Below are 26,868 nucleotides of genomic sequence, written 5' to 3' on the forward strand. Positions count from 1 at the left end.
CGTCGTGAAGGCCTCACCCCCGAGTACGTACACCCACGACTCGGCCCTCCTCGTCACATCGAGAACACCACGCCTACCCGAACACCCGCAGGCTTGCCCCAGAGGCCTCCAGTCCGCAACACCTGCCGCGATGTTAGGTTCTTCGAACACTGCATCGATGTTAGATTATTCGCACACTGCATCGATGTTAATCATACTTGCCATCTTGTCCATGTTATACTTATCTGACATCGATTTGATGTTATGTTTTTGCGACACTTTGATGGAGGAGGCACCATGCGGATCCAGAAGCCAGCTGACCTTGCTCGCCTCATCAAAACCCGACGGCAAGCGCAGGGACTCACCCAACAGGACGTAGCCGCCGCCGCCGGAATCACAAGGCAATCGTTGGCGCGGGTTGAGCGTGGGCACGGTGGGGTTTCGTTTGACACGACGCTCCGCATCTTTGAGCGCCTCGGCATCCAACTCGACGCTGTCTCGCGACCTCAGACTCCTGACGCGTCCCCGGCATGGGCGCGAAATCTTGACGATCTTCGAAGAAAGGATGTTGTAGCTTCGATGCCCACGTCGAGAGTCGACGCCCAGGCGATCATCCAGAACATCGACGTCGCCGCACTCGCCAAGAACCTCAGCAACATCGACACCCAGGCGCTCACCCAAGCGCATATCCGCGATTTGGATGCTTCCCAAACCGCCGCCGTAGCAACAGCGGCTTCTCGGAGTATTGATGCGACTGCCCTGCTAGCGAACTGGCGGCGCTCCTTCGACCGGATCACCACTCAGTTGCAGGAAAACGCCGCGCACACAGGTGCCGTACTCAATGAGAGACAAGCTCGCCATGCCGTTTTGAGCGCAGCGATTGAAGCTGGAGATCCCGACCTCAAACCGTTGACGGATACTCAGAGAGCTCGTCCACCTGAGAACACCAGTGAGGTGAGCAATGACTGACGCGCTCGACGTCTACTTGTACGATCGCCAGATCGCGATCATCACGCGACAGGGGGAAAACCTGCAGCTGCGATATCTTCCCGACTACGTCGCCGAGGAGCACCCAGTTCCCATCTCGGTAACGCTCCCCGTTGTCAGTGGAGTCTCCCCGAGCGACACCACCAAGCGTTTCCTGGAGAACCTTCTCCCTGACCGTCCTGATGTCAAAACCCGGTGGGCCAGAGAAGCCAAACTCACCAGCGATAGCGCCTTTGACCTGCTCTCGGTCTACGGAGCCGACGTCGCAGGTGCGCTTGAGTTCTATCCTGCGGGCACCACTCCTCGCACCGAAGCCAAGCTTACGCCAGTAAGCGACCAGGCAATCGCAGAGAGAATCCGCCAGATCCGGGCAGACGATTCAGATTGGCTCGAACATCACCCGCTTGAAGAAGGATTTTCTCTCGGCGGAGCCCAAGGAAAGTTCGCCCTCGCACGACGGAACGGACAGTGGTTCGAACCCACGGGCCAACATCCTTCTACGCACATCTTCAAACCTGGAGTCCACACGCTCCCCGGATCGGATGTCAGCGAACACGTCACTCTCCAGGTGGCGCGCAGGTTGGGGTTGAACGTCGCCACGACCGAGATCGGGATTTTCAAGGATGAGCATGTACTCATCGTCGAGAGATTCGATCGGCTGCCCGTCGGGGACGGATACATTCGCATTCACCAAGAAGACCTCGCGCAAGCTACCGGAACTTCTTTCGTAAACAAGTACGAGCGAGACAGCGGCCCGAACTATCACGACATCTTCGAGGTTTTCGACCGCGACCTCACTCCCTCCGCGGCGAAACAAGCGAAACAACGCTTTGCCGAGTGCCTCGTCTTCTCGTGGATCATCGGACACAACGATGGACACTCCAAGAACTACTCACTCACGCATACACCCGACGCGTCTTACCTATCCCCCTTCTACGACCTCAACACAGCTCTCCCTTTCGAACTTCCGCACATCGTCCGCGCCAAGAACTACCAGGCCTATGACGGAGTCAAGCTTGCGTTCTCCGTCGACGGGGCCGCGACTCTTGGTGAGTTCGGACCAGAAGCCATCCACGTCCTGGAAGGTGACGCGGAGCTTGACCCCGGGCACCTAACTGTCTTTGCATTCCATATCGGAACGAATCTGCAGACAACTCTCAACGAAGTGATCGGCGAACTGCCCGAGTCCCTTCAAGAACTCAGTGCCGTCAAGCTTTTCCCCTACGCGGCCTTTGCTCAAACGTTGCGGGTTCGCGACCGCCTTGCACCCGCATAACAAAGCAAGACCATACGGCCAGGAGGCCACCATGTTGCTCCTCGATGTCTTCAATCGCACCCGGTGAAGCGCTGCAAGAGCTAGGCAACAAGAGGCGGGAAGAAGCTACATCGGAGGCCGCGCATTTTCCCATGTGCCCTAAATGTGCCCTGTCCGCCTGCTGGAGCTCTTGGGCAACAAAAAACCCCCGGAACTTCCGCATGTTTCTGCGGAAGTTCCGGGGGTTACTGTCGGGATGACAGGATTTGAACCTGCGACCCCGTCGTCCCGAACGACGTGCGCTACCAAACTGCGCCACATCCCGATTGCGCTTTCACGCAGGCTCTACTCTAGCGGGTCAGACACGTTTGCAAGAAATCGGTGTGGCCATTTCGTGAAACTCGCGCGGGTCGCGCCACGGGTCATTCGGGAGCGACGGTGGAGAGCGTGGCGATCGTCACGGGAACCGGCTGTCCGGCCCAACTCGCACGCAGCGCATAGTGGCCGTCGGCCCCCGGCACACCAGCCTGCTGAGCGTCGGTTGGCAGTCCAGCGATCGGCCCTCCCGCAAGCGCGGCCGCGTCGAGCACGTGCGGAATCCGCAGCGTCGCGAAGCCTGTCTCGGCAACAGTGACGCCGCCGAGTTCTGACACTGAGGCGGCCCAGAGCTCGGGAACCGCGTGATCGGGTGCCCCTGAGCCGCGCAGTCGGGTTGCAGGTTCGCGCGGCGTGCGCACACCGGACGCGGATTCCTCCCACTCCTCGGTCTCCCGGCCGCCGTGCACAATCGTCTCAGCGATCACGGTGCGGAATACCGGATCCCCCGTACCGTCGATGATCCACCGCGTCCCAAGCACACCGTGGGCGGTGGTGTCGAGCAGGAAGTCGTCGCCGTCCGCGAGGGCAGCTCCCCGATACGTGAGCGGCACGTGGAAGATCGTGTCGTCCCCCGCGGTGACGAAGTGCCCCTCGATGCCGACCTCGCCCTCGGGGTCATCCACGCGGTAGGCGGCAACGCGTTCCAGGAGTGCCACGTCGCCCCGAAACCAGGGGCGGGTCGGGAGCCAGGCGGCGAGCAACTCGTGCTTGGACGGAGACATTGTCGTGTCGTAGATGAGAGCCATGACGCCGATCATACGCCGACGCGAGGACACACCTCTCACACAGCACGATGCCCCACCCCGGAAATTCCGGGGTGGGGCATCGAGGGCTGCAGACCGGCGCGCACGGCGCCGAGCCGTGTGTTACTTGCTCTGGTTCTTCACACGCGACGCGTTGCGCGCACGCGAGACGGCGTCGAGCTGGACCTTGCGGATGCGGATCGCCTCGGGGGTGACCTCGACGCACTCGTCCTCACGAGCGAACTCGAGCGACTCCTCAAGCGACAGCTGACGCGGGGGCGTCATCGACTCGAAGGAATCGGAGCTCGCAGCACGCATGTTCGTGAGCTTCTTTTCCTTCGTGATGTTCACGTCCATGTCCTCGGAGCGTGAGTTCTCGCCGATGACCATGCCCTCGTACACCTCTTCGGTGGGGTTGACGAAGAACGTCATCCGCTCCTGCAGGTTGATCATCGAGAACGGGGTGACCACACCGGAGCGGTCCGCAACGATCGAGCCGTTGTTGCGGGTCACGATCGGGCCAGCCCACTCACCGTAGCCGTGCGAGATTGCGTTGGCGATACCGGTGCCACGGGTGGTGGTCATGAACTCCGAGCGGAAGCCGATCAGGCCACGCGAGGGGACGATGAACTCCATGCGCACCCAGCCAGTGCCGTTGTTCACCATGTTCTCCATGCGGCCCTTACGCGCGGCGAGGAGCTGCGTGATCGCGCCAAGGTGCTCCTCCGGCGTATCGATCGTCAGGTGCTCGTAGGGCTCGTGCGTCTTGCCGTCGACCTGCTTCGTGACAACCTGCGGCTTGCCCACGGTGAGCTCGAAGCCCTCGCGGCGCATGTTCTCCACGAGGATCGACAGTGCCAGCTCGCCGCGGCCCTGCACCTCCCACGCATCCGGACGCCCCACGTCGACGACCTTGAGCGACACGTTGCCCACGAGCTCGCGGTCCAGGCGGTCCTTGATCATGCGCGCGGTGAGCTTGTGGCCCTTGACCTTGCCGACGAGCGGCGAGGTGTTCGCACCGATCGTCATCGAGATTGCGGGATCGTCAATCTCAATCATCGGCAACGGGCGGACATCCTCGGCGTCGGCAATTGTCTCGCCGATGGTGATGTTCTCGATGCCAGCGATGGCGACAATATCGCCGGGGCCAGCCTTCTCAGCCGGGTAGCGGGTGAGCGCCTTGGTCAGCATCATTTCCGTGATGCGCACGTTCTGAATGGTGCCGTCGTGCTTGACCCAGGCAACGGTTTCGCCCTTGCGGATCTCGCCGTGGTGCACGCGCAGCAGCGCGATACGGCCCAGGAACGGCGAGGAGTCGAGGTTCGTGACGTGCGCCTGCAGCGGGTGCTCGTCATCGTAGGTCGGGGCGGGTACGTGCTCGAGGATCGCACCGAAGAGCGCTTCGAGGGTGTCACCGTCGGGCAGGGTGCCGTTGGCCGGCTCGGTCAGGCTGGATGCACCAGCGCGGCCCGAGAGGTAGACGACGGGCACGTCGAGCACTGCGTCGACGTCGAGGTCCGGGTGGTCTTCTGCGAGGTCGGACGCCAGGCCGAGCAGCAGATCCTGCGCCTCGCTGACAACCTCGGGGATTCGGGCGTCGGGGCGGTCGGTCTTGTTCACCGCGAGAATCACGGGGTGCTTCGCCTCGAGCGCCTTGCGCAGCACGAAGCGGGTCTGAGGCAGCGGGCCCTCGGACGCGTCAACGAGCAGCACGACGCCGTCGACCATCGAGAGTGCGCGCTCAACCTCGCCACCGAAGTCAGCGTGACCCGGGGTGTCAACAACGTTAATCACGATGGGGCCGCTTGTCGCGTGCTCCCCTTCGTAGGTGATCGCCGTGTTCTTCGCGAGGATCGTGATGCCCTTTTCGCGCTCGAGATCGTTCGAGTCCATCACCCGGTCATCGACGTCAGCGTGCGCGTCGAACGAGTTCGTCTGACGCAGCATGGCGTCAACAAGCGTCGTCTTGCCGTGGTCGACGTGCGCGACAATGGCAACATTGCGGAGGTCTTCGCGAGTAGCGAGAGCCATAGAAGTGGTGTCCTAACGTGACGAACGGGTCGTCGACACGGCGGGGTGCCGGGCATCGCGGAAGAACCCCTGACGATGCCGAAGAAGCCGACGCACTAGTATAGCGGATCGAGGCCCGATCCAGCCACTCCCATCGTATATGATCGGACCATGACCGTCCGCCCCAAGCTCACGGCGGGCCTGTTGGCGGTGCTGTCCTTTCTCGCCGCAACCGGGCCTTTCGCCACCGACATGTACCTGTCGTCGTTCACGCAGATCGCAGCGGACCTCGGTGCCCCGGCGTCCTCGGTGCAGCTCACGCTCACCGCGTTTCTGCTCGGCATGGGCGGCGGGCAACTGGTGCTCGGCCCCCTGTCAGATCAGTGGGGCCGTCGCCGGATCCTGCTCGCGGCGCTCACCGTATTCGCGCTTGCAAGCGTCGCGATGGTCTTCTCCCCCACGGTGGGAGTCCTCATCGCGCTCCGCTTTGTGCAGGGCCTTGCTGGCGCGGCCGGAGTTGTCGTGTCGCGTGCCATTGCCGTGGACCTTACCGAGGGTGCCGCGGCGATCCGGGCGATCAGCCTGATCGCGATGTTCGTCGGTCTCGGCCCGCTCATCGCCCCGCCAATCGGCGGTGCTATTGCCGCGGTGGCCGACTGGCGGATCGTGCTGGCGACCCTCGCTTGTCTGGCCGTCGCGATGCTCGTGCTTGCCGCCCTGTTCATCCCGGAGTCGCTGCCCCCCGAGCTGCGCAACGTCGCGGGACTGCGCTCCGCGCTCGGCCACTTCGCGAGCCTGCTGCAGGATCCGGCGTTCCTGCTCCTGATGATTGTGTTCTCGCTCGGCTTCGGCGGGATGATGGCGTATATTTCTGCGTCCCCGTTTGTGGGCCAGGTAATCCTGGGGATGTCACCATTTGTGTACTCGCTCGCCTTCGCGGCGGGTGCCCTCGCAATGATCACCGCAAACTTCATCAACTCGCGCCTCGCCGGCCGCGTCCCCGCGACGCGCATGCTGTTTCTGGGCACCCTCCTCGCGGTGCTCGCTGGGGCGGGCCTGACCGTGCTCGCCGCCACAGATTCGCTGCACCCCGCGTCGTTCATCCTCTGCGCGTTCCTGCTCACCGGCGGCACGGGGTTCATCATGTCGAACGCGAGCGCGCTCGCGCTGGCCCGCGCCCGCGCTGCCAAAGGCTCGGGGTCGGCCCTGCTCGGTGCCGGGCAATTCGCCGTCGGCGGGCTCGCCTCCCCCATCGTGGGTGCTTGGGGGGAGCACACCGCGCTCCCCATGGCGTTGTTTGTGCTCACGGTCGCCCTGCTCGCCTGCGTGGGAGCTACCCTGGTGCACCGCAGCACGCCCCGCTAGTTCGCGTCTGACACGCCCTCGGCCCAGACACCCAGCCGCGCATCCGCACATCCGCGCATCCGCACATCCGCACATCCGCACATCCGCACATCCGCGACAACCAAAACCTCAGAGATCCTGCGCCCGTGCCCGGTTTTTGGCAGAAAATCTCCTAGGATTCCGTGAATCTCCTGGAGTTCGAGCGACGTGCGAACGGGCGCACGCTTCGCGGTCGGGCCGGGCATCACGTCGGAGACGGGAGCCTCTTGGGCGTCTGAGTGGAGCGGAAATCGCGACACGTCATCACCGCGCATAGCCCCGAACTCCGTGGGAGGCACGCCCGCACCTCGCTGCCCTGCCCCCGCGACCTCTCCCGTGCACGTACACGCGCACAATTGGGGCCGGGCGGGGGCCGGGCAAGCGAAGCAAAGCCGGGCGGCTACGCGTCGCGGAGCGCGCGGGCCTCCTCGCGGCGGATCGCCTGCTCGGCCGGATCCGGCACCGGGAGCGAGGCGAGGAGCCGCTGCGTGTACCGCTCCCGCGGGCGCAGCAGTACGTCCTCCGCCGGGCCGCTCTCGACGAGCTCCCCCCGGTAGAGCACCCCGACGCGATCCGCGAGCGCGTCCACGACCGCGAGGTCGTGGGTGATGAAGAGGGTGGCAAAACCGAGCTCAGCCTGCAGCTCCGTGAAGAGTTCCAGCACACGCGCCTGCACGGAGACGTCGAGCGCCGACGTTGGCTCGTCCGCGATCAACAGCTTCGGGTCCAGGGCGAGGCCGCGCGCCAGAGAGGCGCGCTGTCGCTGACCGCCGGAGAGCTCGTGCGGGAAGCGGTCCCCGTACGTGCGCGGCAGCTGCACAGCCTCAAGGAGCTCGTCGACTCGGGAACGTGCTGCCGCCGGGGTCCGGGCGATGCGGTGCACCACGAGCGGCTCAGCCACGTTTTCCGCGATCGTGAGCACCGGGTTGAAGCTCGTTGCGGGGTCCTGGAACACAAACCCGAGATCCTTGCGAGCGGCCCGGAACTGCCGTTCCTTGAACCCAACCATTTCGTGGCCCAGCACGCGGAGCGAACCGCCCGTGGCGGGCGTCAGCCCCGCGATCGCGCGCCCGATTGTCGATTTCCCGGAACCGGACTCGCCGACGAGGCCGTAGACCTCCCCGGCCGCGATCTCGAAATCGACGCCGCGCACCGCTCGGAAGCCGGGCTTGCCGAGGCGTCCCGGGTACTGGATTTCGAGCCCGCGGGCCGAAACCAACACCTCACGCGCCGCCGGCGCCGCAGCTGCGCCACTCGGGCGGTCCGCGACGCGCATGCGACCATCACCGAGTCGCAGCACCGATGCGAGGAGTCGCTTCGTGTACTCCTCACGTGGCGCTGCGAACAGCTCCGCCACGGGCGCGCGCTCGATCACCTCGCCCTGGTACATCACGGCAACGTCATCCGCGAGGTCCGCGACCACGCCCATGTTGTGGGTGATGAGCAGGATCGCCGTCCCAAAGTCTGCCTGGAGCGTGCGCAGCAAGTCGAGGATCTCGGCCTGCACCGTCACGTCAAGGGCGGTGGTGGGCTCGTCCGCCACGATCAGCCCCGGTCGCAAGGCGAGCGCCATCGCAATCATGACGCGCTGCTTCTGCCCGCCGGACAGCTGATGCGGGTACGCGTCCACGCGCTCGTGCGGATCGGGGATCCCGACGCGGTCGAGCATCTCGATCGCCTGCGCCCGTGCCTCCCGCTTGGACAGTTTGCCGTGGGCGCGCAGGCCCTCGGCAATCTGCCAGCCGATCGTGAACACCGGGTTGAGTGCGGTCGATGGCTCCTGGAACACCATCGCCACGTCGCGGCCCCGAACCTGACGGAGCTGCTCCCCAGTGAGGTGCAGCACGTCGTTGGTGCTCTTCCCGTCACGGGAAGACAGGATCACGGAGCCGGAGGCCGTGGCGGTCTCTGGCAGGAGGCCCAACACGGTACGGGCTGAGACTGTCTTGCCCGAACCGGACTCCCCCACCACGGCGAGTACGCGGCCCGGGGCTACGGCGAGGGAAACTCCATCAACGGCGCGCACGGCACCGTGGTCGGTGGCGAACGTCACCTCCAGATCGCGGAGTTCAAGGACCGGTGCTGTGCGCGCCTCGGCTGCAGTTGACGCCTGTGTCTGGCTCATTCGTTCTTTCCTTCCGCACGATCCGGCGTCACAGGCGACACAGCGGTCGTCCCCACTGAGGTGGCTGCGACCGCACCGCTCCCCGCCTTCACTCGGCGGCGGCTGCGCAGCCGAGGGTCTGCGAGATCGTTCAGGCTCTCGCCGGTCAGGGTGAGGCCCATCACCACGAGCACAATCGCGAGGCCGGGCCACAGGCTGGTCCACCAGATCCCGTTCGTGACGTCCGCGATTGCCTTATTCAGGTCATAGCCCCACTCGGCCGCGGAGTTTGGCTCGATGCCAAAGCCCAAGAAGCCGAGACCGGCGAGCGTGAGAATCGCCTCAGAAGCGTTGAGCGTGAACACGAGCGGCAACGAACGGGTCGAGTTGCGCAGCACGTGCCGGAACATGATCCGGCTCCGGCTGGCCCCCACAACGCGGGCCGATTCAACGAACACCTCCGACTTGACGCGCACAACTTCGGAGCGCACCACGCGGAAATACTGCGGGATGAACACCACGGTAATCGACAGAGCCGCCGACCAGATTCCGCCCCAGAGGCTGGACTGACCGCCGGAGATCACGATCGACATGACAATCGCGAGCAGCAGAGAGGGGAACGCGTAGATTGCGTCCGTGATCATCACGAGAACCCGGTCGAGAGCACCGCCCAGGTATCCGGAGACGAGTCCCAGCAGGGTGCCCGCGAAGATTGAAGCGAGCACGGCGATCACGATAACAAGGAGCGCGGTTCGCGATCCCCAGACAACTCGCGAGAGCACGTCATAGCCCGCGATTGTCGTGCCGAACGGATGCGCCGGGCTTGGCGGAGTGCGGGATCCGAAATCCCCGTCCGGGCCTGAGAGCGCGTTGAAGTCGTAGGGCGCGATCAGCGGCGCGAAGATCGCAAGCACAACAAACACGCCAATGAGCACGAGACCCGTCACGAGCATGCCGCGCTGGAGCCCGACACTCTGACGGAGCTGTTTGATGAGCGGCCAGCTGTGCCAGCCCCGGTCGGTCCGCGGTGCGGTGAGGATGGCCTCGGTGTGTGTTTCGGCGGCCATGTCAGTACCTCACTCGGGGATCGATCAGGGCGGCGACCACATCAACAACGAAGTTGCTGACCGCGACAATCACGGCCAGCAGCGCCACGATGCCCTGTACAGCGACGAAGTCGCGCGCGCTGAGGTAGTGGGCCAGCTGAAAGCCCAGCCCCTTCCACTCGAACGTTGTCTCGGTCAGCACCGCGCCGCCGAGCAGCATCGCGATCTGCAGGCCGATCACGGTGATGATCGGGATGAGCGCCGGCCGGTACGCGTGCTTCGTGACAAGTCGGAACTCGCGCACGCCCCGGGAACGTGCGGAGTCCATATACTCACGGCCCAGCGTCCCGATCATGTTCGTGCGGACGAGCCTGAGGAAGATTCCCGCGGTCATCATGCCGAGGGTCAGCGCTGGGAGCACCGCGTGCGCAAGCACGTCGCCCACGTTCGCAAGGTTGCCGGTGCGGAACGCATCAATGAGGTAGAACCCAGACGGGCCGTCGAGCATCTGCAGTTGGAGTTCCGTGCCAATGGAGGCGCGCCCCGAGAGCGGGAGCCAGCCGAGCCAGACACCAAAGATCAGCTTCATGAGCAGGCCGGAGAAGAAAACTGGGGTCGCGTAGGTGAAGATCGCAAACACACGCAGCGCGGCGTCCGGCCCGCGGTCGCGGTAGTACGCGGCAAGCATGCCGAGCGGAATACCGACAACGAAAGCGACGATGAGCGTGAAGAACGCGAGCTCAAGCGTGGCAGCGCCGAACGTGGTGATCACTTCGGTGACAGGGCGATGGTCACTGATCGTGGTGCCGAAGTTCCCCGTAAAGACCTGGCCGAGGTACTCGAGATACTGGGTGATGATCGGGCGGTCGTAGCCGGCGTCGTGGATGCGCTTCGCGAGCTCATCCGGCGGCAACTTGCCACCGACGGCCGCGGTGATCGGGTCACCGATGCTCCGCATGAGCAGGAACACCATCGTGACGAGGATAAAGACGGTGGGAAGGATGAGGACTGCGCGCCAGAGGATATAGCGCAGGAGCCCACCACCGGAGCGGACCGTCGGTGCCTTTGTGGGCACCGGGGCTGCGGACGAGTCAAGAATAGTCATAGTGCAATACCCTGACGGCGGGCGGAAGCGTCACCGCCCCCGCCCGCCACAGGATGCATTGGTTACTGCTTGGTGATCGTTCCGAGGCGGAACTTGAAGGACCCGTCGAGCACGACGCCGTCGATCGCGTCTGTCGTGATCGCGACCTGCGTGCCCTGGAGCAGCGGGATCATCGGGACGTCCTTCGCGACCTCAGCCTGCGCGTCCTCGATTAGCTTGGTGCGCTCAGCCGGATCAACGGTGACGCGCTCCTTGGCGATCAGATCGTTTGTCGTCTCAGAGTTGTAGTGGTTGTTGAAGAAGCCACCGTTCACGAAGAACGGGGTGAGGAAGTTGTCCGCGTCCGAGAAGTCGGGGAACCAGCCCAGCTGGTACATCGGGTACGCATCTGCCGGGAAGTCCTTCGAGTACTGGCCCCACTCGGTCGACTGCAGATCGACAGTGAAGAGGCCGTCGGCCTCAAGCTGCTGCTTGATCAGGGCGTACTCCTCTGCCGAGGCGTCGCCGTAGTGATCCGGGTTGTACTGCAGCTGCAGCGTGACCGGCGTGGTGATGCCTGCTGCGTCGAGGCGAGCCTTGGCCGCCGCGGTGTCCGCGCCGCCCTCAGCGTTGCCGTAGAGGCCCTTGAACGCCTCGGTAGCACCGGTGAAGCCCTGCGCCACCGGGCTGTACAGCGGGGTGAAGGTGTCCTTGTAGACCTGCGATGCGATCTTCTCGCGGTCGATCAGGTCCGCGGCGGCCTGGCGCACGGCCAGCGCCTTCGCGGGATCGGCCTCGGGGGTCTTCGCGCCGAACGGCTGCGTGTCGAAGTTGAAGACGATGTAGCGGATCGCGCCGCCGGGGCCGTCGACGAGCTTCAGGCCGTCGGTCTTGCCGAGCTTCTCCGTGTCGGTCGCCGAAAGGCTCCGGAAGGCCACGTCGATCGCCTTCGTCTCGATCGCCTGGCTGAGGTTCGTCTCGTCCGCGAAGTACTTCACGTTGACATCGGGGGTCTTCGCCGCACCCCACAGGCCGTCATAGCCGTCGTAGGCCTTGTAGGAGGCGAGGTCGTTCTTCTTGAAGTTCTCGAGCGTGTACTGACCGGCGAAGGCCTTGCCCGCGACGATCTCCTCATCGGTGGCGAGCTTGTCCGCGGGGAACACGTCCTCGTCCACGATCGGGGCAACGGGAGTTGACAGCACCTGCGGGAAGGTCTGGTCATTCCCTTCCTTCAACGTGAAGACCACAGTCGTCTCGTCCACGGCCTCGACGCTCGCGAGGTTCCCCAGCAGGCTCGAGGGTCCGCTCGGATCAGCGATCGCAACCTGTCGGTCGAAGCTGTGCTTCACGTCGGAGCTCGTAAGGTCGTTGCCGTTCGCAAACTTCAGGCCGCTCTTGAGCTTGACCGTGTACTCGGTCGGCGAGGTGAATTCCGCAGATTCCGCGATATCCGGTGCCACGTCGCTCGACCCGATCTCGTGGTTCAAGAGGAACGGGTACACACTTGTCATCACGGCAAACGAGCCGTTGTCGTACGAGCCCGCCGGATCGAGGGCCGTCACCACGTCGGTCGTGCCGATCGTGATCGATCCGGCGTCACCGCCGCCCGAGCCGCCTGAACCGCCCGAGCCCCCGCTCGCGCATCCGGTGAACAGGACCGCGGCACCCAGCAGTGCGGCCGCAGACATCATTGTCTTCTTCAAGAGCTTCCTCCAGTGAGTGTTCACGCCTCAACGCTGAGTGAAACCAGCAACGTCGCTGCGTGTGTATATCAACAGCTCTGAGCCTACCCACACTCAGAGCACAGCTTGACCACTCGGAACCAATTTGTAACAAGCTGCTCACTGGGACGCCTGAAAAGCGCAAAATGGCACCCGGAGCCCACAAACTTCGGAACATCATGCACGGAATTCATCTCGGTAGTGCGAACTCGGGTGCGCCGTACTAGTCCATACTTGGCTCCCCGTATCGAATCAGCAGCGCCTCAAGCTCAGTCCGATACTCGTCCACAAACTCCTGTTCGAGCTCGTGCGTGATGCGGGTCAGCTCCGCGTCGTAATCGGCAGACTTCCGACACTCAAGATCGGCGGACGCAACCTCGATTTCGAGAGCCTGGAACCGTTCCTGCTCGCTCTGACTCACAATCTGTTCAAGTTCGCCGGCGTCGGACTGCATCTGCTCGAAGTCCTGGCCCAGAGTGTTGCGCGCATGCGTGGGTGAGGTGTAGGTCGAGTGTCCGACCTTCACCATGCACTGGGTCCAGACCTCATTAAGTGCAACGAGGTCCTCGTTGCTCGGCGCCTCTGGGTCGAGCGGTTCGTTGAGGCGCCGCTCCGCTTCGAACAAGTCTGCAAATTCAGGGTCGTCACGGGCCACCATGGTGCCCGCCTGCTCGCTCCGCGCGATGTCCAATGCCTCGCCCGCGCAGCCGCGACCCTTGATCTCAGTCGTGTTCGCGTCCTCGAGCTCAGCTTGCAGCTCCTCATCGCTGAGTGGAGACCCGTTCAGCGTTTCCCAGTACGCGTCTTGCTCGGACTCCTTCAGCGAGGCGAGGTAGTCACCGTTGATGTCGACAAGTTCCGAGCCCGCTGCGTCGGCGGCGGCGATAGCAGCATCAAAATCCGGGTCTTCGACGATCCCGTAGCCGTAGCTGCGCGCGAACGCTTCCGCCTCAGCATCCGTCTCACTCGTCGGCACTCCCCCGATCATCGCCCCGGTGATCGGCCCGCCCGTGAACGGCCGCGGCGTGTAGTCAAACCCCTCCGCCCGCATACACTCCGCGGTGAGCTCCTGCGCGCGTTCGTGCTCGATCCTGGCAGCTTCCTCGCTGGCCTCCTGGCTCGTGAGGAGCGGGGACAGGTACTCGGCGAGCGGCCCAGTGTCCGCTGCGGCCGGGGTATCGGGCATTGCGCTGCAGCCGGTGAGCAGGAACAGGGCCAGCAGGGTGCCGGCTGCGAGCAGGGCTCTGGCCGTGCGCGAGCGCGGGGGGACGACGTCTGGGTGCATGGGTGGGAGTCCATTCAGATCGCGAGATCACAGACTAACCGCCTGGGAACCCTGAGTACGTGTATCCCCGGACTCGATGAGCACCCACCAGGAGAGTAGCTGCGGCACCGCTAGATCGCAAGAAGGCCCCATTCACCACCATCGTCGACACTACGACGCAGCCCCCGATCCGAATGGACCGGGGGCTGCGTCGTGAAGGGTGTCGCCGTGACGCTAGCTCACGCCAAGCTCAATCCCTGCGCCGGGGATCGCGGCGAGGAGGTTCTTCGTGTACTCCTGCTGCGGGTTCTCGAACACCTCGGCCGTGGTCGCCTGCTCCACGATCTTGCCCTGCTGCATGACGCAGACCCGGTCCGCGATCAACCGCACCACCGCGAGGTCGTGCGTAATGAACAGGTAGGTGAGCCCGAGCTCCCGCTGCAGCTCCGCGAGCAGATCCAGGATCTGTGCCTGCACGAGCACATCGAGCGCGGACACAGCCTCGTCGAGCACGAGAATGTCGGGCTTGAGCGCGAGCCCGCGAGCCACAGCGACGCGCTGGCGCTGACCGCCCGACAGCTCGTTCGGGTAGCGCGTGGCAAGCTCGCGCGGCAGCGCTACCTGATCCAGCAGCTCGTACACGCGCGCCTTGCGGCTCGCAGCATCGCCCACGTTGTGGATCTTCAACGGCTCCATGATCGTGTTGCCGATGTTGTGCAGCGGGTCCAGCGAGCCATACGGGTCCTGGAACACCGGCTGCAGCGTACGGCGTAGTGCAAACAGATCCGATCGCTTCATCCCGGCAGTCTCGCGACCACCGATCCGAATCGAGCCCGAGCTCGAAGGCTCAAGCTGCAGCACCATCTTCGCGATCGTGGACTTGCCCGAACCTGACTCGCCCACGAGCGCCATCGTTTCACCGCGTTTCACCGTGAAGGTGGCCCCGGACACCGCGTGGAAGTCCTCGGATCCGAAGTTGCCCTTACGGATCTTGTACATCTTCCCGAGATCCTTGACCTCGATCATCGGTTCACCGTGCTGCACCGCCCGGTTCGCGCTATCCGCGAGTGCCGCGACGTCAAACGTCTCGGTGGGCGCGGTCGGCATCGTCGAGTCAGCGCCGATCCGCCGCGAGGCGAGGCTCGGGGCCGCAGACACGAGACGCTTGGTGTACGGATGCTGCGGGTTCTGCAGGATCTCGCGGCTCGGGCCCGACTCCACAATGTTGCCCTGGTACATCACGATCAGCTTCTCCGCGCGTTCCGCGGCGAGCCCCAGGTCATGCGTGATGAAGACCACTGCAGTGCCCAGCTGGGAGGTGAGGGTTTCCAGGTGGTCGAGGACCACACGCTGCACGGTCACGTCGAGCGCCGAGGTCGGCTCGTCAGCGATCAACAGCTCGGGCTCAGCCGAAAGGCCGATTCCGATCAGCGCGCGCTGCTTCATCCCGCCCGAGAACTGGTGCGGGTACTGCTTCATGCGCTGCTCGGCGTTCTGGAGGCCAGCCTGCTCAAGCACCTGAACTGCGCGCTCGCGCACCTCCTTGCGACCCTTTGCGATGCCGTTGGCGCGAATCGCTTCTTCGACCTGGAACCCGACCGACCATACCGGGTTCAGGTTCGACATCGGGTCCTGCGGGACGAGACCGATCTCACGACCGCGAATCGTCTCCATGTCCTTACGACCGATGCCGACAAGCTCGCGCCCGCGCCACAGGATCGAGCCGCCGGTTGTGCGGCCGGTACCGGGGAGCAGGTTCATCACCGCGTGCATGGTGGTGGACTTGCCGGATCCGGACTCGCCGACGATTGCCACGGTCTCACCGGGGTACACGTCGAAGGAGACGCCGTGGACAACCTCTTTGAGCTGCTTGTCGACCTTGAACGCGACCTGCAGGTCACGGACGCTGAGCACGGGTTCCGCCGCGGCTGCGGCGTGTTCGGGGTGGGTTGCGTTCATCGACGTGCCCTCGCCTTCGGGTCAAGTGCGTCGCGAACAACCTCACCCAGCAGGATGAAGCCGAGCACCGTGATGGTGAGCGCGAGCGAGGGGTAAATGAGCGGCATGGGGTCGGTGCGCAACGACAGCTGGGCCGCGCTGATGTCGTTGCCCCAGCTGATGAACTCACCGCTCGGCAGGCCGACGCCCAGGAAGGACAGCACCGACTCCGCGACGATGGCGGAGGACAGCGAAATCGTCGTCACCACGATCGCGGGGGCGATCGCGTTCGGGATCACGTGCTTGATCATGGTGCCGATCCGTGACAGGCCGAGAGACTCGGCCGCCATCACGAAGTCCGCGTTTTTCACCCGGAGAATCTCACTCCGCACGATCCGCGCGGTGATTGGCCAGGAGAATCCGCCGATCGCGAAAGCGATGACAAGCGGGTTGCGGTACTCCGACATCACGCTCATCACGACGACTGCCGCAAGGATGTAGGGAATCGAGAAGAAGATGTCGCCGATTCGCGAGAGGACCGCGTCCAGTGCACCGCCGAAGAAGCCGGCCAGCGCGCCCATGACGGTGCCCACCACGAAGGTCAGGGCGATCACGATCAGACCCACCGACACCGAGGTCGAGGTGCCGTAGATGATGCGCGAGTAGACGTCGCAGCCCTGCTTGTTGAAGCCGAGCGGGTGGCCCGCGATCGGGTTTCCGTTCGAGAACTGCAGCGAGCAGGCGCGCGGATCAGCCTGCGTGAAGATCCACGGCAGCAGCGACACCAGGGCGACGATGAGGAGGATGACCGCGGAGATCCAGAACATCGGCCGGCGGCGCATGTCACGCCACGCGTCACGCCACAGCGATGACTTCTTCTCGGAGATGCGGACCGCATCGACCGCAGCAACCGGGGTCTCGGTGACCGGAGCGACGAAGTGCTCCGGGATCGGGCGCGCGCCGGCGGTGCCGGGACGTTCAGCGTTCATGGGCTCAGGCATAACGGATCCTCGGATCGAGAACTGCGTACAGAAGGTCGACGACGAGGTTCACGCCGAGGTAGATGAGCACCATGACGGTGACAAACGAGACCACGGTCGCATTCTCGCCCTTCAAGATCGCTTTGAAGAGCACGTTGCCCACACCGGGGACGTTGAAGATACCCTCGGTGACCGTCGCGCCCACCATCAGGATGCCGAAGTCCGTCGCGGTGTTCGTGATCGTCGGGATCAGCGAGTTGCGGAGCACGTGAACCGGAATCACGCGACTCCGGCTGAGGCCCTTCGCGTACGCGGTGCGCACGAAGTCTTGGTTGAGCGTGTCGATCACCGAGGATCGAGTCAGTCGCATGCTTGTCGCGTAGAGGCTCACACCGAGCACGATCGCGGGGAGCAGTAGATCCTTCATCGGGGCGCCTGCGCCGACAGTCGGACTAAACCAGCCGAGTTTCAACCCGAGTCCGTACTGCGCGATGAACGCGATCACGAAGATCGGGATACTCATGAAGATGAGTCCGACGATCAGGTTGATGTTGTCGAACAGCTTGCCCTTGCGCAGACCCGAGAACAGGCCGATCACAATCGCGAGCGCAAGCGACAGCACAATTGCCATGATCGCGAGTTTGATTGTGACCGGGAAGGCACGCGCGAGGATCTGGGAGACGGGCTCGCCCGAGAAGCTCATCCCGAAGTCGCCGACCAGAATGCCCTTGAGGTAGAGCAGGTACTGGATGAAGAACGGCTGATCGAGGTTGTACTGCTCGCGCAGGCGTTCAAGTACCGCGGGACTCGGGACCTTCTCGCCGAACATCGCGGCGACCGGATCGCCCGGCATCGCGAAGACCATGAAGTAGATCAGGAAGGTGGTGCCCAGGAGGACTGGGATCACTTGGAGGACGCGGAAAAGGATGTATCTCAGCATTGGCTGATCCCCTTCCGCCCGATGGAGCTATGCATGTCGGTATTCTCTCGCAGTTGTTGTGCGCAGCAAACCTGAGACGTCGGTGTCACAGTTTTGCAAGTTCGGGGCCGGGTCGCTCGCACGGGTAGTGGGGCGACACGGCGGCAGGCCCCGGAGAGTGCTCCGGGGCCTGCCTGAGAAGGGTTACTTCTTCGTGATCTCGTTGAAGATCGGGACCGAGTTCCAGCCGAACGCGACGTTGTCGACGTTCTCGCTGAAGCCACCGGTCGTGCCCTGGTACCAGAGCGGGATCGACGGCATTTCGTCGAGCAGGATCTCCTGCGCTTCGTGCAGCTTCGCGATCGACTTGTCGTGATCCGATTCCTGCACAGCTTCTTCGAGCAGAGTGTCGAACTTCTTGTTGCTGTAGAAGCCGTGGTTCGAGCTTGCACCCGTCGCGTACAGCGGCTGCAGGTAGTTGTAGGCACCCGGGTAGTCTGCCTGCCAGCCCGAACGGAACGGTCCGCCGACGGTGTCAGCCTCACGGTCGTCAAGGAATGCCTGGAAGGTCGGGTAGAGCTTCGGAGCCGCGGTCACGCCGAGGTTGTTGGCCCACTGGTTTGCCACTGCTTCGATCCACACCTGGTGCGGGCCGTCGGAGTTTGTCGCGACCTCGAGGGTGCCCTCGTAGGGGCTGATCTTGTCAGCCTCTGCCCACAGCTCCTTGGCCTTGTCCAGGTTGAAGTCGAGGTTCTCGACACCCGTCAGGTCCTCGGTGAAGCCATCAACGATCGGCGAGGTGAAGTCCTTTGCCGGAATGTTGGTGCCCTCGAAGATCACGTCGATGATCTCTTCGCGGTCGACGGCCATCGACAGCGCCTGGCGGCGCAGCTTGCCCTCTTCGCCCGAGAAGTGCTCAAGGTTCTCCGAGATGGTGAGCGTCGTCATGAGCGCGCCAGCCTGGTTGATGGCGCGATCGCCGAGCTCGTCCTGGAAGACCGCGAACGAGGTGTCCGGGATCTGGTCGAGCACATCGAGGTTGTTCGCCAGCAGGTCGGTGTAAGCCGCGTCGAGCGATGCGTAGACCTTGAAGTCGATGCCACCGTTGGTGACCTCGCGGGGGCCTACGTAGTCATCGTTCTTGACGAGCTTGATCTCGACATCGTGCTTCCACGCGTCGTCGCTCGCGAACTTGTACAGGCCGTTGCCGATCGGCGACTGGCCAAAGGCCTCCATGTCCTCGAACGCAACGTCGGGGAGCGGGTAGTAGGCCGAGTAGCCGAGACGGTCCGGGAAGTCCGGGGTGGCCTCGATGGTGAAGGTGTGATCGTCGACGATCTTCAGGCCTTCCATGGCCTCGACGGGCTCGGTCTCGCTGAAGCCCTTGATCGCGCTGAAGAAGTACTGGTTACCCAGTGCGTTGTCCACGTTGGCGGCGTAGTTCCACGCGTCAACAAAGTTCTTCGCGAGCACGGGGGTGCCGTCCGAGAACACCGCGTCATCGCGGAGCTTCACGGTCCAGGTCGTGCCGTTGTCAGACTCGATCGACTCGGCAACACCCATCTGCGTGGCACCGTCGACGTCGTAGTAGACGAGGCCTTCCCAGAGTGCGTCAACGACCTTGCCGCCACCCACTTCGGTGGTGTCTGCAGGGATCAGGCCCTTCTGGGGCTCGGTCGCGTTGACCGTGATGATGCTGTCGCTATCGCCACTGCCGCCTGCGGCCTCGCCGCCGCCCGACGTGCAGCCCGACAGGGCAAGCGCGCTTGCGGCAGCCAGGGCAATAAAGCCCAGAGCCTTCCGTGATCGCTTCACTAGTGTCCTCCTTGAGCATGTCCGCAGGCGGAGGAGACACGACAAGGTGGACCCCATCCCCCAACGGGACTTAATGGTTACTCTGTAAGCCTATCGATCAGGCAAGACCACATCTGACAATCGCGGGGCTGTAACTGCTTCGTAATCGAGAACTGTAGATCCCGGCAACGACGATGCGCCTGATCGGGTCAATGTTTGTGGAAATCAGCCAGGTCACACTAGCTTGCCTGCCCCGCTCCAGCGCTACGCTGGAGCGATGAAGAGCTCCTCGTCCCGGGCCCGGCTGCGCTGGGAAATTGGCATCGTTCTCGCGCTCTCCTACGGCGCCTCCGGCATCTACGCGATCGTCGCGATCATCGAGAACCTCACGCGTGACCAGGCTCTCTCTGAACAGGTCACGACAATCAACCGTTCGCTCTCAGAGCGCCCGGCATTCGATCTCATCTACCAGCTGCTGTCGTTCAGCTTCGGGCTGGCACCGGTCGCACTCGTCGGGTTCTTGCTTTGGCGATCCTCCCGCCCGCACCTCGGTCATCTGGGGTTCGGTACTCCGGTGCAGACGGGCGCACCCGGCGCCTCTCGCCGGTGGTGGCTGGGGGAAACCGGGTGGGGCTTTGGCCTTGCTGCGCTCATCGGGATCCCCGGAATCGCGTTCTATCTGGTGTCAAAGGCGATCGGAATCAACCTCACGGTCATTCCGACTGCCCTCGACACCTACTGGTGGACGGTACCGATCCTCGTACTCCAGGCGTTGCGCGCCGCGCTCGGCGAAGAAGTGATCGTTGTCGCGTATCTCTTTGACAGGCTGCGCCGCCTCGGGGTGGGCCCGCTCGCCACAATTGTCGCGAGCGCGCTGCTGCGCGGCAGCTACCACCTGTACCAGGGGTTCGGCGGCTTCATCGGGAACGTCGTGATGGGGCTCGTCTTCGGTTGGGCGTATCACCGCTACGGCCGGGTGCTGCCCCTCATCGTGGCGCACTGGATCCTCGACATTGTCAGCTTCGCAGGTTTTCCGCTTGCGCTCGCCCTGTGGCCGAGCCTCTTCGGCGCTCCCGCGGGCTAACCGCGCTCACCGGCCGCACCGCACCCGCACCGCACCCGCGCCCGCGCCCGCGCGCCCTGCCCCGCCGAGAACGAGGCGTTTTCGCCAGACGGTGCCGTTTTCCGCGGAATTTGGCTCGGGCCGGAGAAAACGGCTCGTGTAGGGCGCGCGGGCAGGCAGGCACGCAAGCAGGGCAGGGCGGCAGGCAAGCAGGGCAGGGCGGCAGGCAGGCAGGGCGGCAGGCAGAGACGCCCGTTAGCCGGCCTTCATCGTGCCGACCCAGGCGTTGAGCAGGCCCCAGACTTCGTCGTACAGCTCCGGTGCGGCAGTACATTTGCTCGCCGGCTTCGCCACGGCAAAGGAGCCGTCAGGCTGACGACTCGCGCCCCACTCCGTACGCATCGCGGCGCAAGCGTCGGGGAACGAGTTGAAGAGCTCACCCGACAGCCGCAGCTCCGCGTTGTCCGCTCCCGAAAGCGCGTACGTTGCGCCACCGAGGCGCACCGGCCACTGGGAGGTGGCATTCCACTGCGTGATGGGGAAGCCGTAGGTATCCCCCACATCGACGGCGGGCGGCTCGTCCTCATCGGGCTTGTCCGTCTCGGGCTTCTCCGAAGGAGTCGGGGTGGGCTTCGGCGCCTCGGTCGTTGTCGGGGCCTGGGTGGTGGGCCCCGCCGTCGGGGTTGGTTCGTCGCCACCACCGCGTGCGAGGTTCAGCACCACGATCGAGGCGAGGATCGCGACCACAGCGACGATCCCCACAATGATCCAGGGCTTCGCCGACGAACTCCGGTTCCGGCCCGCATCCGAGTCATCGCGGGGCAGGGTCGACGTGCTGCGGGTCGCGCTCCGCTCGGCGGGAAGCTGCGCTGTACGCACCCGCTCAGCTTGCTCATGCGCGAGTCGCTCGCGGGCAGGAACGGGTTCGGGTGTTTCGTCGAACGAGCCGAACAGCTCCTCCAGGGGATCCTTATTCACACCCCCACCCTAACGACTCCCGCGCAAGATCCCAGCCCAGCGGGCACCACACACGATTTCCCCAGGTTTATCGGAGCGCTGCCGCGATGGCAGAAATGTGGGGCACATCCGTGCCGCAGCACCCACCAAACACTGCCGCGTTCGGCGCGTGTTCCCGGAGTGCGAGCTCCCCCGCAGCGAACGACGCCGGCTCATCGCCCGCGCCGTCGTCACCGTGTTCGGCGGCGTTCAGACGGAAGCCGATCACCCGTTCCAGCGCCGCAGACCCGGGGTCGACGGCCAGGCCCCGTGCCACCTCGCGCGGATGCGCGCAGTTGACAAGGAAGCCGACGGCGGCACCGTCCGTGGCCGTATCGACGGTGGCGATCGCGCTCGCCACTGTCGAACCATCGCCGAGCAGCCCGTCGGGTCCCACCGCGAACGATACCGCGACGGGGATCCGCGCGTTCCCAGCCGCCCGCACGATCCCGACCGCCTCCGCCGCGTCAAGCATGGTGACCGCGGTCACACGATCCGCCCCAGCCTCGGCGAGCGCCGTGATCTGCGGTGCGTGGTAGTGCTCAGCCTCAGCCTCGGTCATGCGCTCATTCGCGACGTACTCATCGAATCGGGGGCCAACACACCCGTTGACAAGCGTGTCCACACCGCCAGAGCCTTCAGTGCCGGATTCCTCGATCACCTCGCGCACAAACGCGACAGCGTCGGCGTTGGCACGATCCAGCGCCCCCGCGTCAGCACCGACCCGCGCACCCCAGTCGGGATTCGCCCGCCAGGTTGGCGTGTCCAGCACGAGCGGCAGACGCTGCTCCGCCGCAAGCTCGATGAACGGTGCATAGTAGGCGCGGAGGGCGTCACGTCCCGCGGCCGTTTCGAGCAGCACGAACGCCGCGAACTCCGGCAGTTCCTGCCCGAGTCGATCGGTCAGGGCCGTTTCGATGCCGCCGTCGGCAATCGTCACGGAAATCGTCGCGGGGGCGGCCAGGGTGTCCTCGAGCTGGGTTGTCATGTGTTGCTCCCTCAGTGTGTCGAATGGGCATGCAGTGCGTCGTGAATCTGGTCGCGCCGGGCAGCGAAGCCGGACACCCGCGCGAAGTGTCGCTCCATAATGCCCGCGTCCCGCAGCGCGATCGTCCCCGGGTCGTTCCGTTCAAGGCCAGCCTGCCAGCGTGCGGCGATGAGTGCCATCCGGGCCTCGACCGCGTCAAGCAGCGTCTCTGGAGCGATCCCCCCGTAGGCGTGCGCGGCGAGCGCGATCCGGCGCGCGGCGTCCGATGCGGGGATCTCGCGCAGCAACGGCACCCCGCTCCAGGAGAGAAAGGCGAGATCCTCGATCGGCTGGCCCGGCCCGGCCCGGTCCCAATCGATCATGCCGGCAAACTCACCGCGCTGGACCCCCCAGTTGTAGAGGCCGGGATCGTTATGGCAGATCACTTCGCCGGGCTCCGGCGTCTGGACGCCCTGACGCCACTCGCGCGGTCCCGCGGGGAAGGCCCGCACCGCATCATGGAACCGACGCAGCCATGCCGCTGCGGCCGCTAGCGCTGAGTCAGAAACCTGCTCGGTTTCCGGATCGAGCGTGTCGCCGGGCAGGTACTCGAGCACCTCGCGTGCCTCAGCGTCGACCCCGTGGACCGCAGGGATCCCGTCGAGGCCCGCATCCGCAAGAAAGCCGAGCAGCTCGTGCACGGCGGGGGTCCAGGGACCGGTGGGCCTGTGTACGCGGATCACGCCGTCGGCGTCAACGATGCGCCACACGCCTCCCGATCCGCCCGGCAGGTGTTCGCTCTCCACGTGTCGACCGTATCGCACTCGGGAGCGGCAGGCTACGCCCGATGGATCGTGCGGCGCGGGGGCGAAGTCGGCTGTTCGCCTCGGGTTGTCGTGAGATGGCGCAGCCCGATCGGCCCGGTGTGCGGTGCCGGGGCACCGTGCAATTGGGCGTGCAGCCGCTCCATCCGCGTGTCGAGCTCCGCCGCCGTGTCAGCGGCGTGCTTCAGCTCCTGCGTGAGTGTGTCTGGTACCTGGCGGGCGTACTTGTAATAGATCTTGTGCTCAAGGCTCGCCCAGAAGTCCATCGCGATTGTGCGGAACTGCACCTCTACGGGCACGTCGACCCGTCCCGTCGATAGATACACCGGGATCGACAGGATCGTGTGCAGGCTCTGGTAGCCGTTCAGCTTCGGTGTCTCGATGAAGTCCTCGACCTCGAGGACGGTGATGTCGTCCTGCTGGGTGAGGAGATCGAACAGGCGGTACACGTCATGAATAAACGCGCACGTAACCCGTACCCCGGCGATGTCGTGGATCTCCGCTCGGATCACCTCGAACTCACTGCTGATGCCCCGCCGCTCCAACTTTGCGACAAGGCTATCGACCGACTTCACTCGGCTCGAGACGTGCTCGATCGGGTTGTACTCGTGCATGTGGAGAAACTCTTCGCGCAGGATCGCGAGCTTCGTCTCAACCTCTTGCATCGCGAAGCGGTACTCCAACAGGAAACGCTGCATCTGATCGCCGAGGGTGCGCAAGGCACTGGCGGAGATCGTAATCTCGTCGTTCGCTTCGTCGCCCTCGTCGGTCGCCGAACTGGGGTCAGCTGCGGTGGTGCTCATGTCGTCAGCGTATCGGCGCTGCGTCGGAACCCGCTGTGATTGTGCGCGGTGTCGAAGCCGGCGCGTACCCGGCGCGCCAGTACCAAGTTCCGACTCCCAGTAGGATCGCGCCGGAGATCGGTGCCCACCAGGGGAACCCTGGCACGTCGGGCGCATCACCCATAGCGTCTATTTCGCCCTGCGGGGTCGGGGTGATCCGCTCGCCCGTGATCAAAATGCGTTGCGTGTTGATACCGAGCGGGGTACACGTGATGAGCGTCATCAGATCCTTGCCCGGCACGGCACGGATCCGCTCAGTATCCTCGGGGTCGACAACCTGGATATCGGACACACGGTACGACAGGACCTGTCCCAGCACCTCCACAGAGAAGACGTCGCCGTCCTTCACCCTGTCGAGGTTGGTGAACATCGTCGCGTCAGCTAGGCCTCGGTGCCCCGTGATGACGGATCGCGTCCCCTTCCCGCCGACAGGGAGCGAGGTCCCTTCGAGGTGGCCGAGACCCTTGAGGAGCGTGTCGTCGGCCGTGCCGTGATAGGTCGGAAGATCAAGATCGATCGCCGGGATGCGCAGACGCGCCATGATCCGTGAGGGATCGGCGACGAGCAGCCCCCAGTAGTCGAGTTTCGTGTCACCCGCCCCAGTACCCGAGGCAACGTTCACTCCGGCCTCCACCAGGGCGCCGGATTGGAGGGCGGCGTTGTAGGCCACGGCTTCGTTAAAGCTGCGTGCGAGTTCTGCGGCCGCTTGTTCGGTCGTCGCACGGGTCTGGTCCTCGAGCACCCTGGACTGGTTGTACTGGGTCACCCAGCTCGCGACCGTGGGGTACTCGACAAGGCCGAGTCCGCCAAGCACCAATACGACGAACACCGTGTTGAAGACGCTGAACCGCCACACTCGCTTCGCCGAGTGGCGTCGAGGGGTCCTCGCGCGGTGCCGTGCTGACGTGATTCTCACCCGGGTCCTCTCGTGATTCTGTGGTCTTGTACGGATGGGGCGGGCGCGGAACATTCCCGCCGGACGCCACCGAGGGGTGGGGCTCTGTGCGAGCCCCACCCCTCGGGGAGCGTTGCCGGGAACTAGAGGCTCTGCGTGGCCTTGCGACGACGCAGCGCAAACATCACGCCGGCGGCGGCGAGCAGTGCCGCACCGCTACCGAGCAGGAGCACCTGGCCGGCAGCACCCGTGATGGGCAGCGCCGGGAGGTCACCCTTGTCGACGCCCACCTGCGTGTTCTCCACCTTCAGGAACTCACCCGGAGCTGCAACCGTGAACATGTAGCCGGACGTCTCGCCCTTGAAGCCAGAGGGGATCTTCGTCTCGTAGGCGCAGAACTTCTGACCGTTGGCGAGAGCCATCGTCTTCGTCTTGCCGTCGATGCCGCTCTCGTAGGGTCCGCCCTTGACCTGGGTGATCCCGTTCGCGGGGACCGCGGCCTTGGCCTGCGCATCAGCGAAATTGGTCGGGCAGGTGCTGTCCGTCGTCTTCACGTTGAAAACCTCGAACTGGGCACCCTGGAGCGCTTCAGTGGTACCCGACTTCAGCTTGCCGGTCTTCGCGATCCAGCCCGCGGAGAAGTCCTCGGGGTTCGGGACCTCGGGGGTCACGACCTTGCCGTTGATGGTGACGTCAGCCTTGTTCGTGGTGTCGCCCGTGGCGATCAGGTCGGCGTTGATCGTGAAGACGAGCTTGCCGCCCACTGCACCGTCAACAAGCTTCAGGCCCTCAGGCAGGAGGCTCATCGTCACCGTGCCACCGGAGTTCGACAGCGCGTAGTGCGTGCCCTCCACGAGGGTCACCTCGGGCGCGGGAGCCACGGGGGTCAGCACGACCTTGCCGGTCGTGAACTTGATCGAGCTGGACAGCGTGTCCTTGATCACGAACTGGGTGTGCTTCTGGTCGCCAGGAAGCGAGACGATCGGCACCGTCACGTCGAAGCTGACGGTGTCGCCGACGAGCTTGCCATTCTTGGTCGAGCCCTTACCCAGGATCGAGTTCTTCGGGTAGATGTGCGGGTTGTAGTTCCACTGCACGTTGCCGTTGCCGTCATCCTTGCCCGGGTAGGGCACGGTCAGAATTGTCGCCTGGACGGGGCCGGCCGAGCCAGCGGGGAGCTTGCTCTCGTAGACCATGTAGGCGCGGTCCGCGGGGAGGCTGTGGAACACAGCCTTGCCGGTGCTCGCATCGGTGGTCTGCGTGTCAATGCAGGCGCCAAGCTTCGCAGCATTCGCAGGAGGGGTACTTTCGGTCACCCCGGGCGCGACGTCGGGGTTCCCCACGGCGGTGAGCTTGCTGAGGCGAAGCCAGTCGTCCTGCTTTGCGAGATCGATGTTGTCGATCTCGCAGACGGTGAAGTCGGCAATCAGCGGCAGCGCGCCCGCGATGGTGGCGTCGGGCAGCTTCGAGCCGTCGTTCGGGCCCAGCTCTGCCCCGACGGGCTTTTCGAACTTGTACACGGTGATGCTGCCGTGGCCGGCGTCACCGGGGGCGGCGAGCGCGGGGCTCGCGAGGAGGCCCAGCGAGCCGGCGGCCACGACTGCGGCGCCGAGGAGCGCGGTTGCGCGCACAGTGCGTTTCAGTTTCTTACTCACAACGTATTCCTTTCAATGAATGCGTATTTTGTGGGGAGCTC

General features: G+C 64.6%; 21 protein-coding genes, 1 tRNA gene and 1 pseudogene. 5 read left to right on the plus strand and 18 right to left on the minus strand.

Annotated elements, in window-relative coordinates; translation table 11 throughout:
• Positions 1-276: 276 nt before the first annotated feature.
• The 3 genes and pseudogenes from FM113_RS18585 to FM113_RS00600 all read left to right on the plus strand — a co-directional run.
• A pseudogene (locus FM113_RS18585) lies at positions 277-411 on the plus strand (helix-turn-helix transcriptional regulator); the annotation flags it as partial.
• A gap of 147 nt (positions 412-558) precedes the next feature.
• Positions 559-948 (plus strand): hypothetical protein, encoded by a 390-nt coding sequence (locus FM113_RS18355; RefSeq protein WP_254908796.1) that lies wholly within the window; start codon positions 559-561, stop codon positions 946-948.
• Positions 941-2,242, plus strand: coding sequence for a HipA domain-containing protein (locus FM113_RS00600; protein ID WP_087010414.1), 1,302 nt, complete (start codon positions 941-943; stop codon positions 2,240-2,242). Before FM113_RS18355 ends, FM113_RS00600 begins: the two co-directional genes overlap by 8 nt.
• A gap of 230 nt (positions 2,243-2,472) precedes the next feature.
• Here the strand turns inward: FM113_RS00600 and FM113_RS00605 are convergent.
• The 3 genes from FM113_RS00605 to typA all read right to left on the minus strand — a co-directional run bounded on the left by FM113_RS00605 (position 2,473) and on the right by typA (position 5,373).
• Positions 2,473-2,546 (minus strand) — tRNA-Pro (locus tag FM113_RS00605).
• 97 nt (positions 2,547-2,643) lie between these two features.
• A complete protein-coding gene (locus tag FM113_RS00610) occupies positions 2,644-3,345 on the minus strand; it encodes a hypothetical protein (protein ID WP_087010530.1) in 702 nt (233 codons plus the stop codon).
• A gap of 120 nt (positions 3,346-3,465) precedes the next feature.
• On the minus strand, positions 3,466-5,373 hold the full coding sequence (gene typA, locus FM113_RS00615; RefSeq protein WP_087010416.1) for a translational GTPase TypA: 1,908 nt from the start codon (positions 5,371-5,373) through the stop codon (positions 3,466-3,468).
• A 150-nt stretch (positions 5,374-5,523) separates the two neighbouring features.
• Between typA and FM113_RS00620 the strand changes: the two genes are divergently transcribed.
• A complete protein-coding gene (locus FM113_RS00620) occupies positions 5,524-6,717 on the plus strand; it encodes a multidrug effflux MFS transporter (RefSeq protein ID WP_087010418.1) in 1,194 nt (397 codons plus the stop codon).
• 418 nt (positions 6,718-7,135) lie between these two features.
• On the opposite strand, the gene FM113_RS00630 is transcribed toward FM113_RS00620, so the two are convergent.
• The 9 genes from FM113_RS00630 to FM113_RS00670 form a co-directional block, all read right to left on the minus strand.
• The gene (locus tag FM113_RS00630) at positions 7,136-8,860 is read right to left on the minus strand and encodes an ABC transporter ATP-binding protein (RefSeq protein ID WP_087010422.1); all 1,725 of its coding nucleotides are present in this window, start codon (positions 8,858-8,860) and stop codon (positions 7,136-7,138) included.
• Positions 8,857-9,906, minus strand: coding sequence for an ABC transporter permease (locus FM113_RS00635; RefSeq protein ID WP_254908797.1), 1,050 nt, complete (start codon positions 9,904-9,906; stop codon positions 8,857-8,859). Before FM113_RS00635 ends, FM113_RS00630 begins: the two co-directional genes overlap by 4 nt.
• Position 9,907: 1 nt before the next feature.
• Positions 9,908-10,990: an ABC transporter permease gene (locus FM113_RS00640; protein ID WP_087010424.1), complete on the minus strand. Its 1,083-nt coding sequence runs from the start codon at positions 10,988-10,990 to the stop codon at positions 9,908-9,910.
• 62 nt (positions 10,991-11,052) lie between these two features.
• On the minus strand, positions 11,053-12,657 hold the full coding sequence (locus tag FM113_RS00645; RefSeq protein ID WP_087010532.1) for an ABC transporter substrate-binding protein: 1,605 nt from the start codon (positions 12,655-12,657) through the stop codon (positions 11,053-11,055).
• Between the two features lie 256 nt (positions 12,658-12,913).
• Complete coding sequence (locus FM113_RS00650) at positions 12,914-13,975, minus strand: hypothetical protein (protein WP_087010426.1); 1,062 nt, start codon at positions 13,973-13,975, stop codon at positions 12,914-12,916.
• Between the two features lie 213 nt (positions 13,976-14,188).
• A complete protein-coding gene (locus tag FM113_RS00655; protein ID WP_087010427.1) occupies positions 14,189-15,913 on the minus strand; it encodes an ABC transporter ATP-binding protein in 1,725 nt (574 codons plus the stop codon).
• On the minus strand, positions 15,910-16,893 hold the full coding sequence (locus tag FM113_RS00660) for an ABC transporter permease (RefSeq protein ID WP_254908798.1): 984 nt from the start codon (positions 16,891-16,893) through the stop codon (positions 15,910-15,912). The genes FM113_RS00655 and FM113_RS00660 overlap by 4 nt, the downstream gene beginning before the upstream one ends.
• On the minus strand, positions 16,886-17,812 hold the full coding sequence (locus tag FM113_RS00665; RefSeq protein ID WP_087010429.1) for an ABC transporter permease: 927 nt from the start codon (positions 17,810-17,812) through the stop codon (positions 16,886-16,888). The genes FM113_RS00660 and FM113_RS00665 overlap by 8 nt, the downstream gene beginning before the upstream one ends.
• A gap of 183 nt (positions 17,813-17,995) precedes the next feature.
• The gene (locus FM113_RS00670) at positions 17,996-19,606 is read right to left on the minus strand and encodes an ABC transporter substrate-binding protein (protein WP_176387024.1); all 1,611 of its coding nucleotides are present in this window, start codon (positions 19,604-19,606) and stop codon (positions 17,996-17,998) included.
• A 256-nt stretch (positions 19,607-19,862) separates the two neighbouring features.
• Here FM113_RS00670 and FM113_RS00675 point away from each other — a divergent pair, with 256 nt between their 5' ends.
• Positions 19,863-20,669 carry a CPBP family intramembrane glutamic endopeptidase gene (locus FM113_RS00675; protein WP_087010433.1) on the plus strand — a complete coding sequence of 269 codons (807 nt, stop codon included), beginning with the start codon at positions 19,863-19,865 and terminating at the stop codon, positions 20,667-20,669.
• 234 nt (positions 20,670-20,903) lie between these two features.
• Here the strand turns inward: FM113_RS00675 and FM113_RS00680 are convergent, their stop codons facing one another.
• From FM113_RS00680 to FM113_RS00705, 6 genes are all read right to left on the minus strand, one after another.
• Positions 20,904-21,626, minus strand: coding sequence for a hypothetical protein (locus FM113_RS00680; RefSeq protein WP_254908799.1), 723 nt, complete (start codon positions 21,624-21,626; stop codon positions 20,904-20,906).
• A 67-nt stretch (positions 21,627-21,693) separates the two neighbouring features.
• Complete coding sequence (locus FM113_RS00685) at positions 21,694-22,632, minus strand: homocysteine S-methyltransferase family protein (protein ID WP_087010435.1); 939 nt, start codon at positions 22,630-22,632, stop codon at positions 21,694-21,696.
• Positions 22,633-22,643: 11 nt separating this feature from the next.
• Complete coding sequence (locus tag FM113_RS00690; RefSeq protein ID WP_087010437.1) at positions 22,644-23,417, minus strand: phosphotransferase family protein; 774 nt, start codon at positions 23,415-23,417, stop codon at positions 22,644-22,646.
• A 32-nt stretch (positions 23,418-23,449) separates the two neighbouring features.
• Entirely contained in the window at positions 23,450-24,238 is a 789-nt protein-coding gene (locus FM113_RS00695) for a GTP pyrophosphokinase family protein (protein WP_087010439.1), read from the minus strand.
• Between the two features lie 4 nt (positions 24,239-24,242).
• Positions 24,243-25,193, minus strand: coding sequence for a class C sortase (locus tag FM113_RS00700; protein ID WP_254908800.1), 951 nt, complete (start codon positions 25,191-25,193; stop codon positions 24,243-24,245).
• A gap of 122 nt (positions 25,194-25,315) precedes the next feature.
• Positions 25,316-26,827, minus strand: coding sequence for a SpaH/EbpB family LPXTG-anchored major pilin (locus FM113_RS00705; RefSeq protein WP_087010443.1), 1,512 nt, complete (start codon positions 26,825-26,827; stop codon positions 25,316-25,318).
• Positions 26,828-26,868 lie beyond the last annotated feature (41 nt).

The organism is Leucobacter sp. 7(1) (genome assembly GCF_900163635.1).
Lineage (GTDB): Bacteria > Actinomycetota > Actinomycetes > Actinomycetales > Microbacteriaceae > Leucobacter.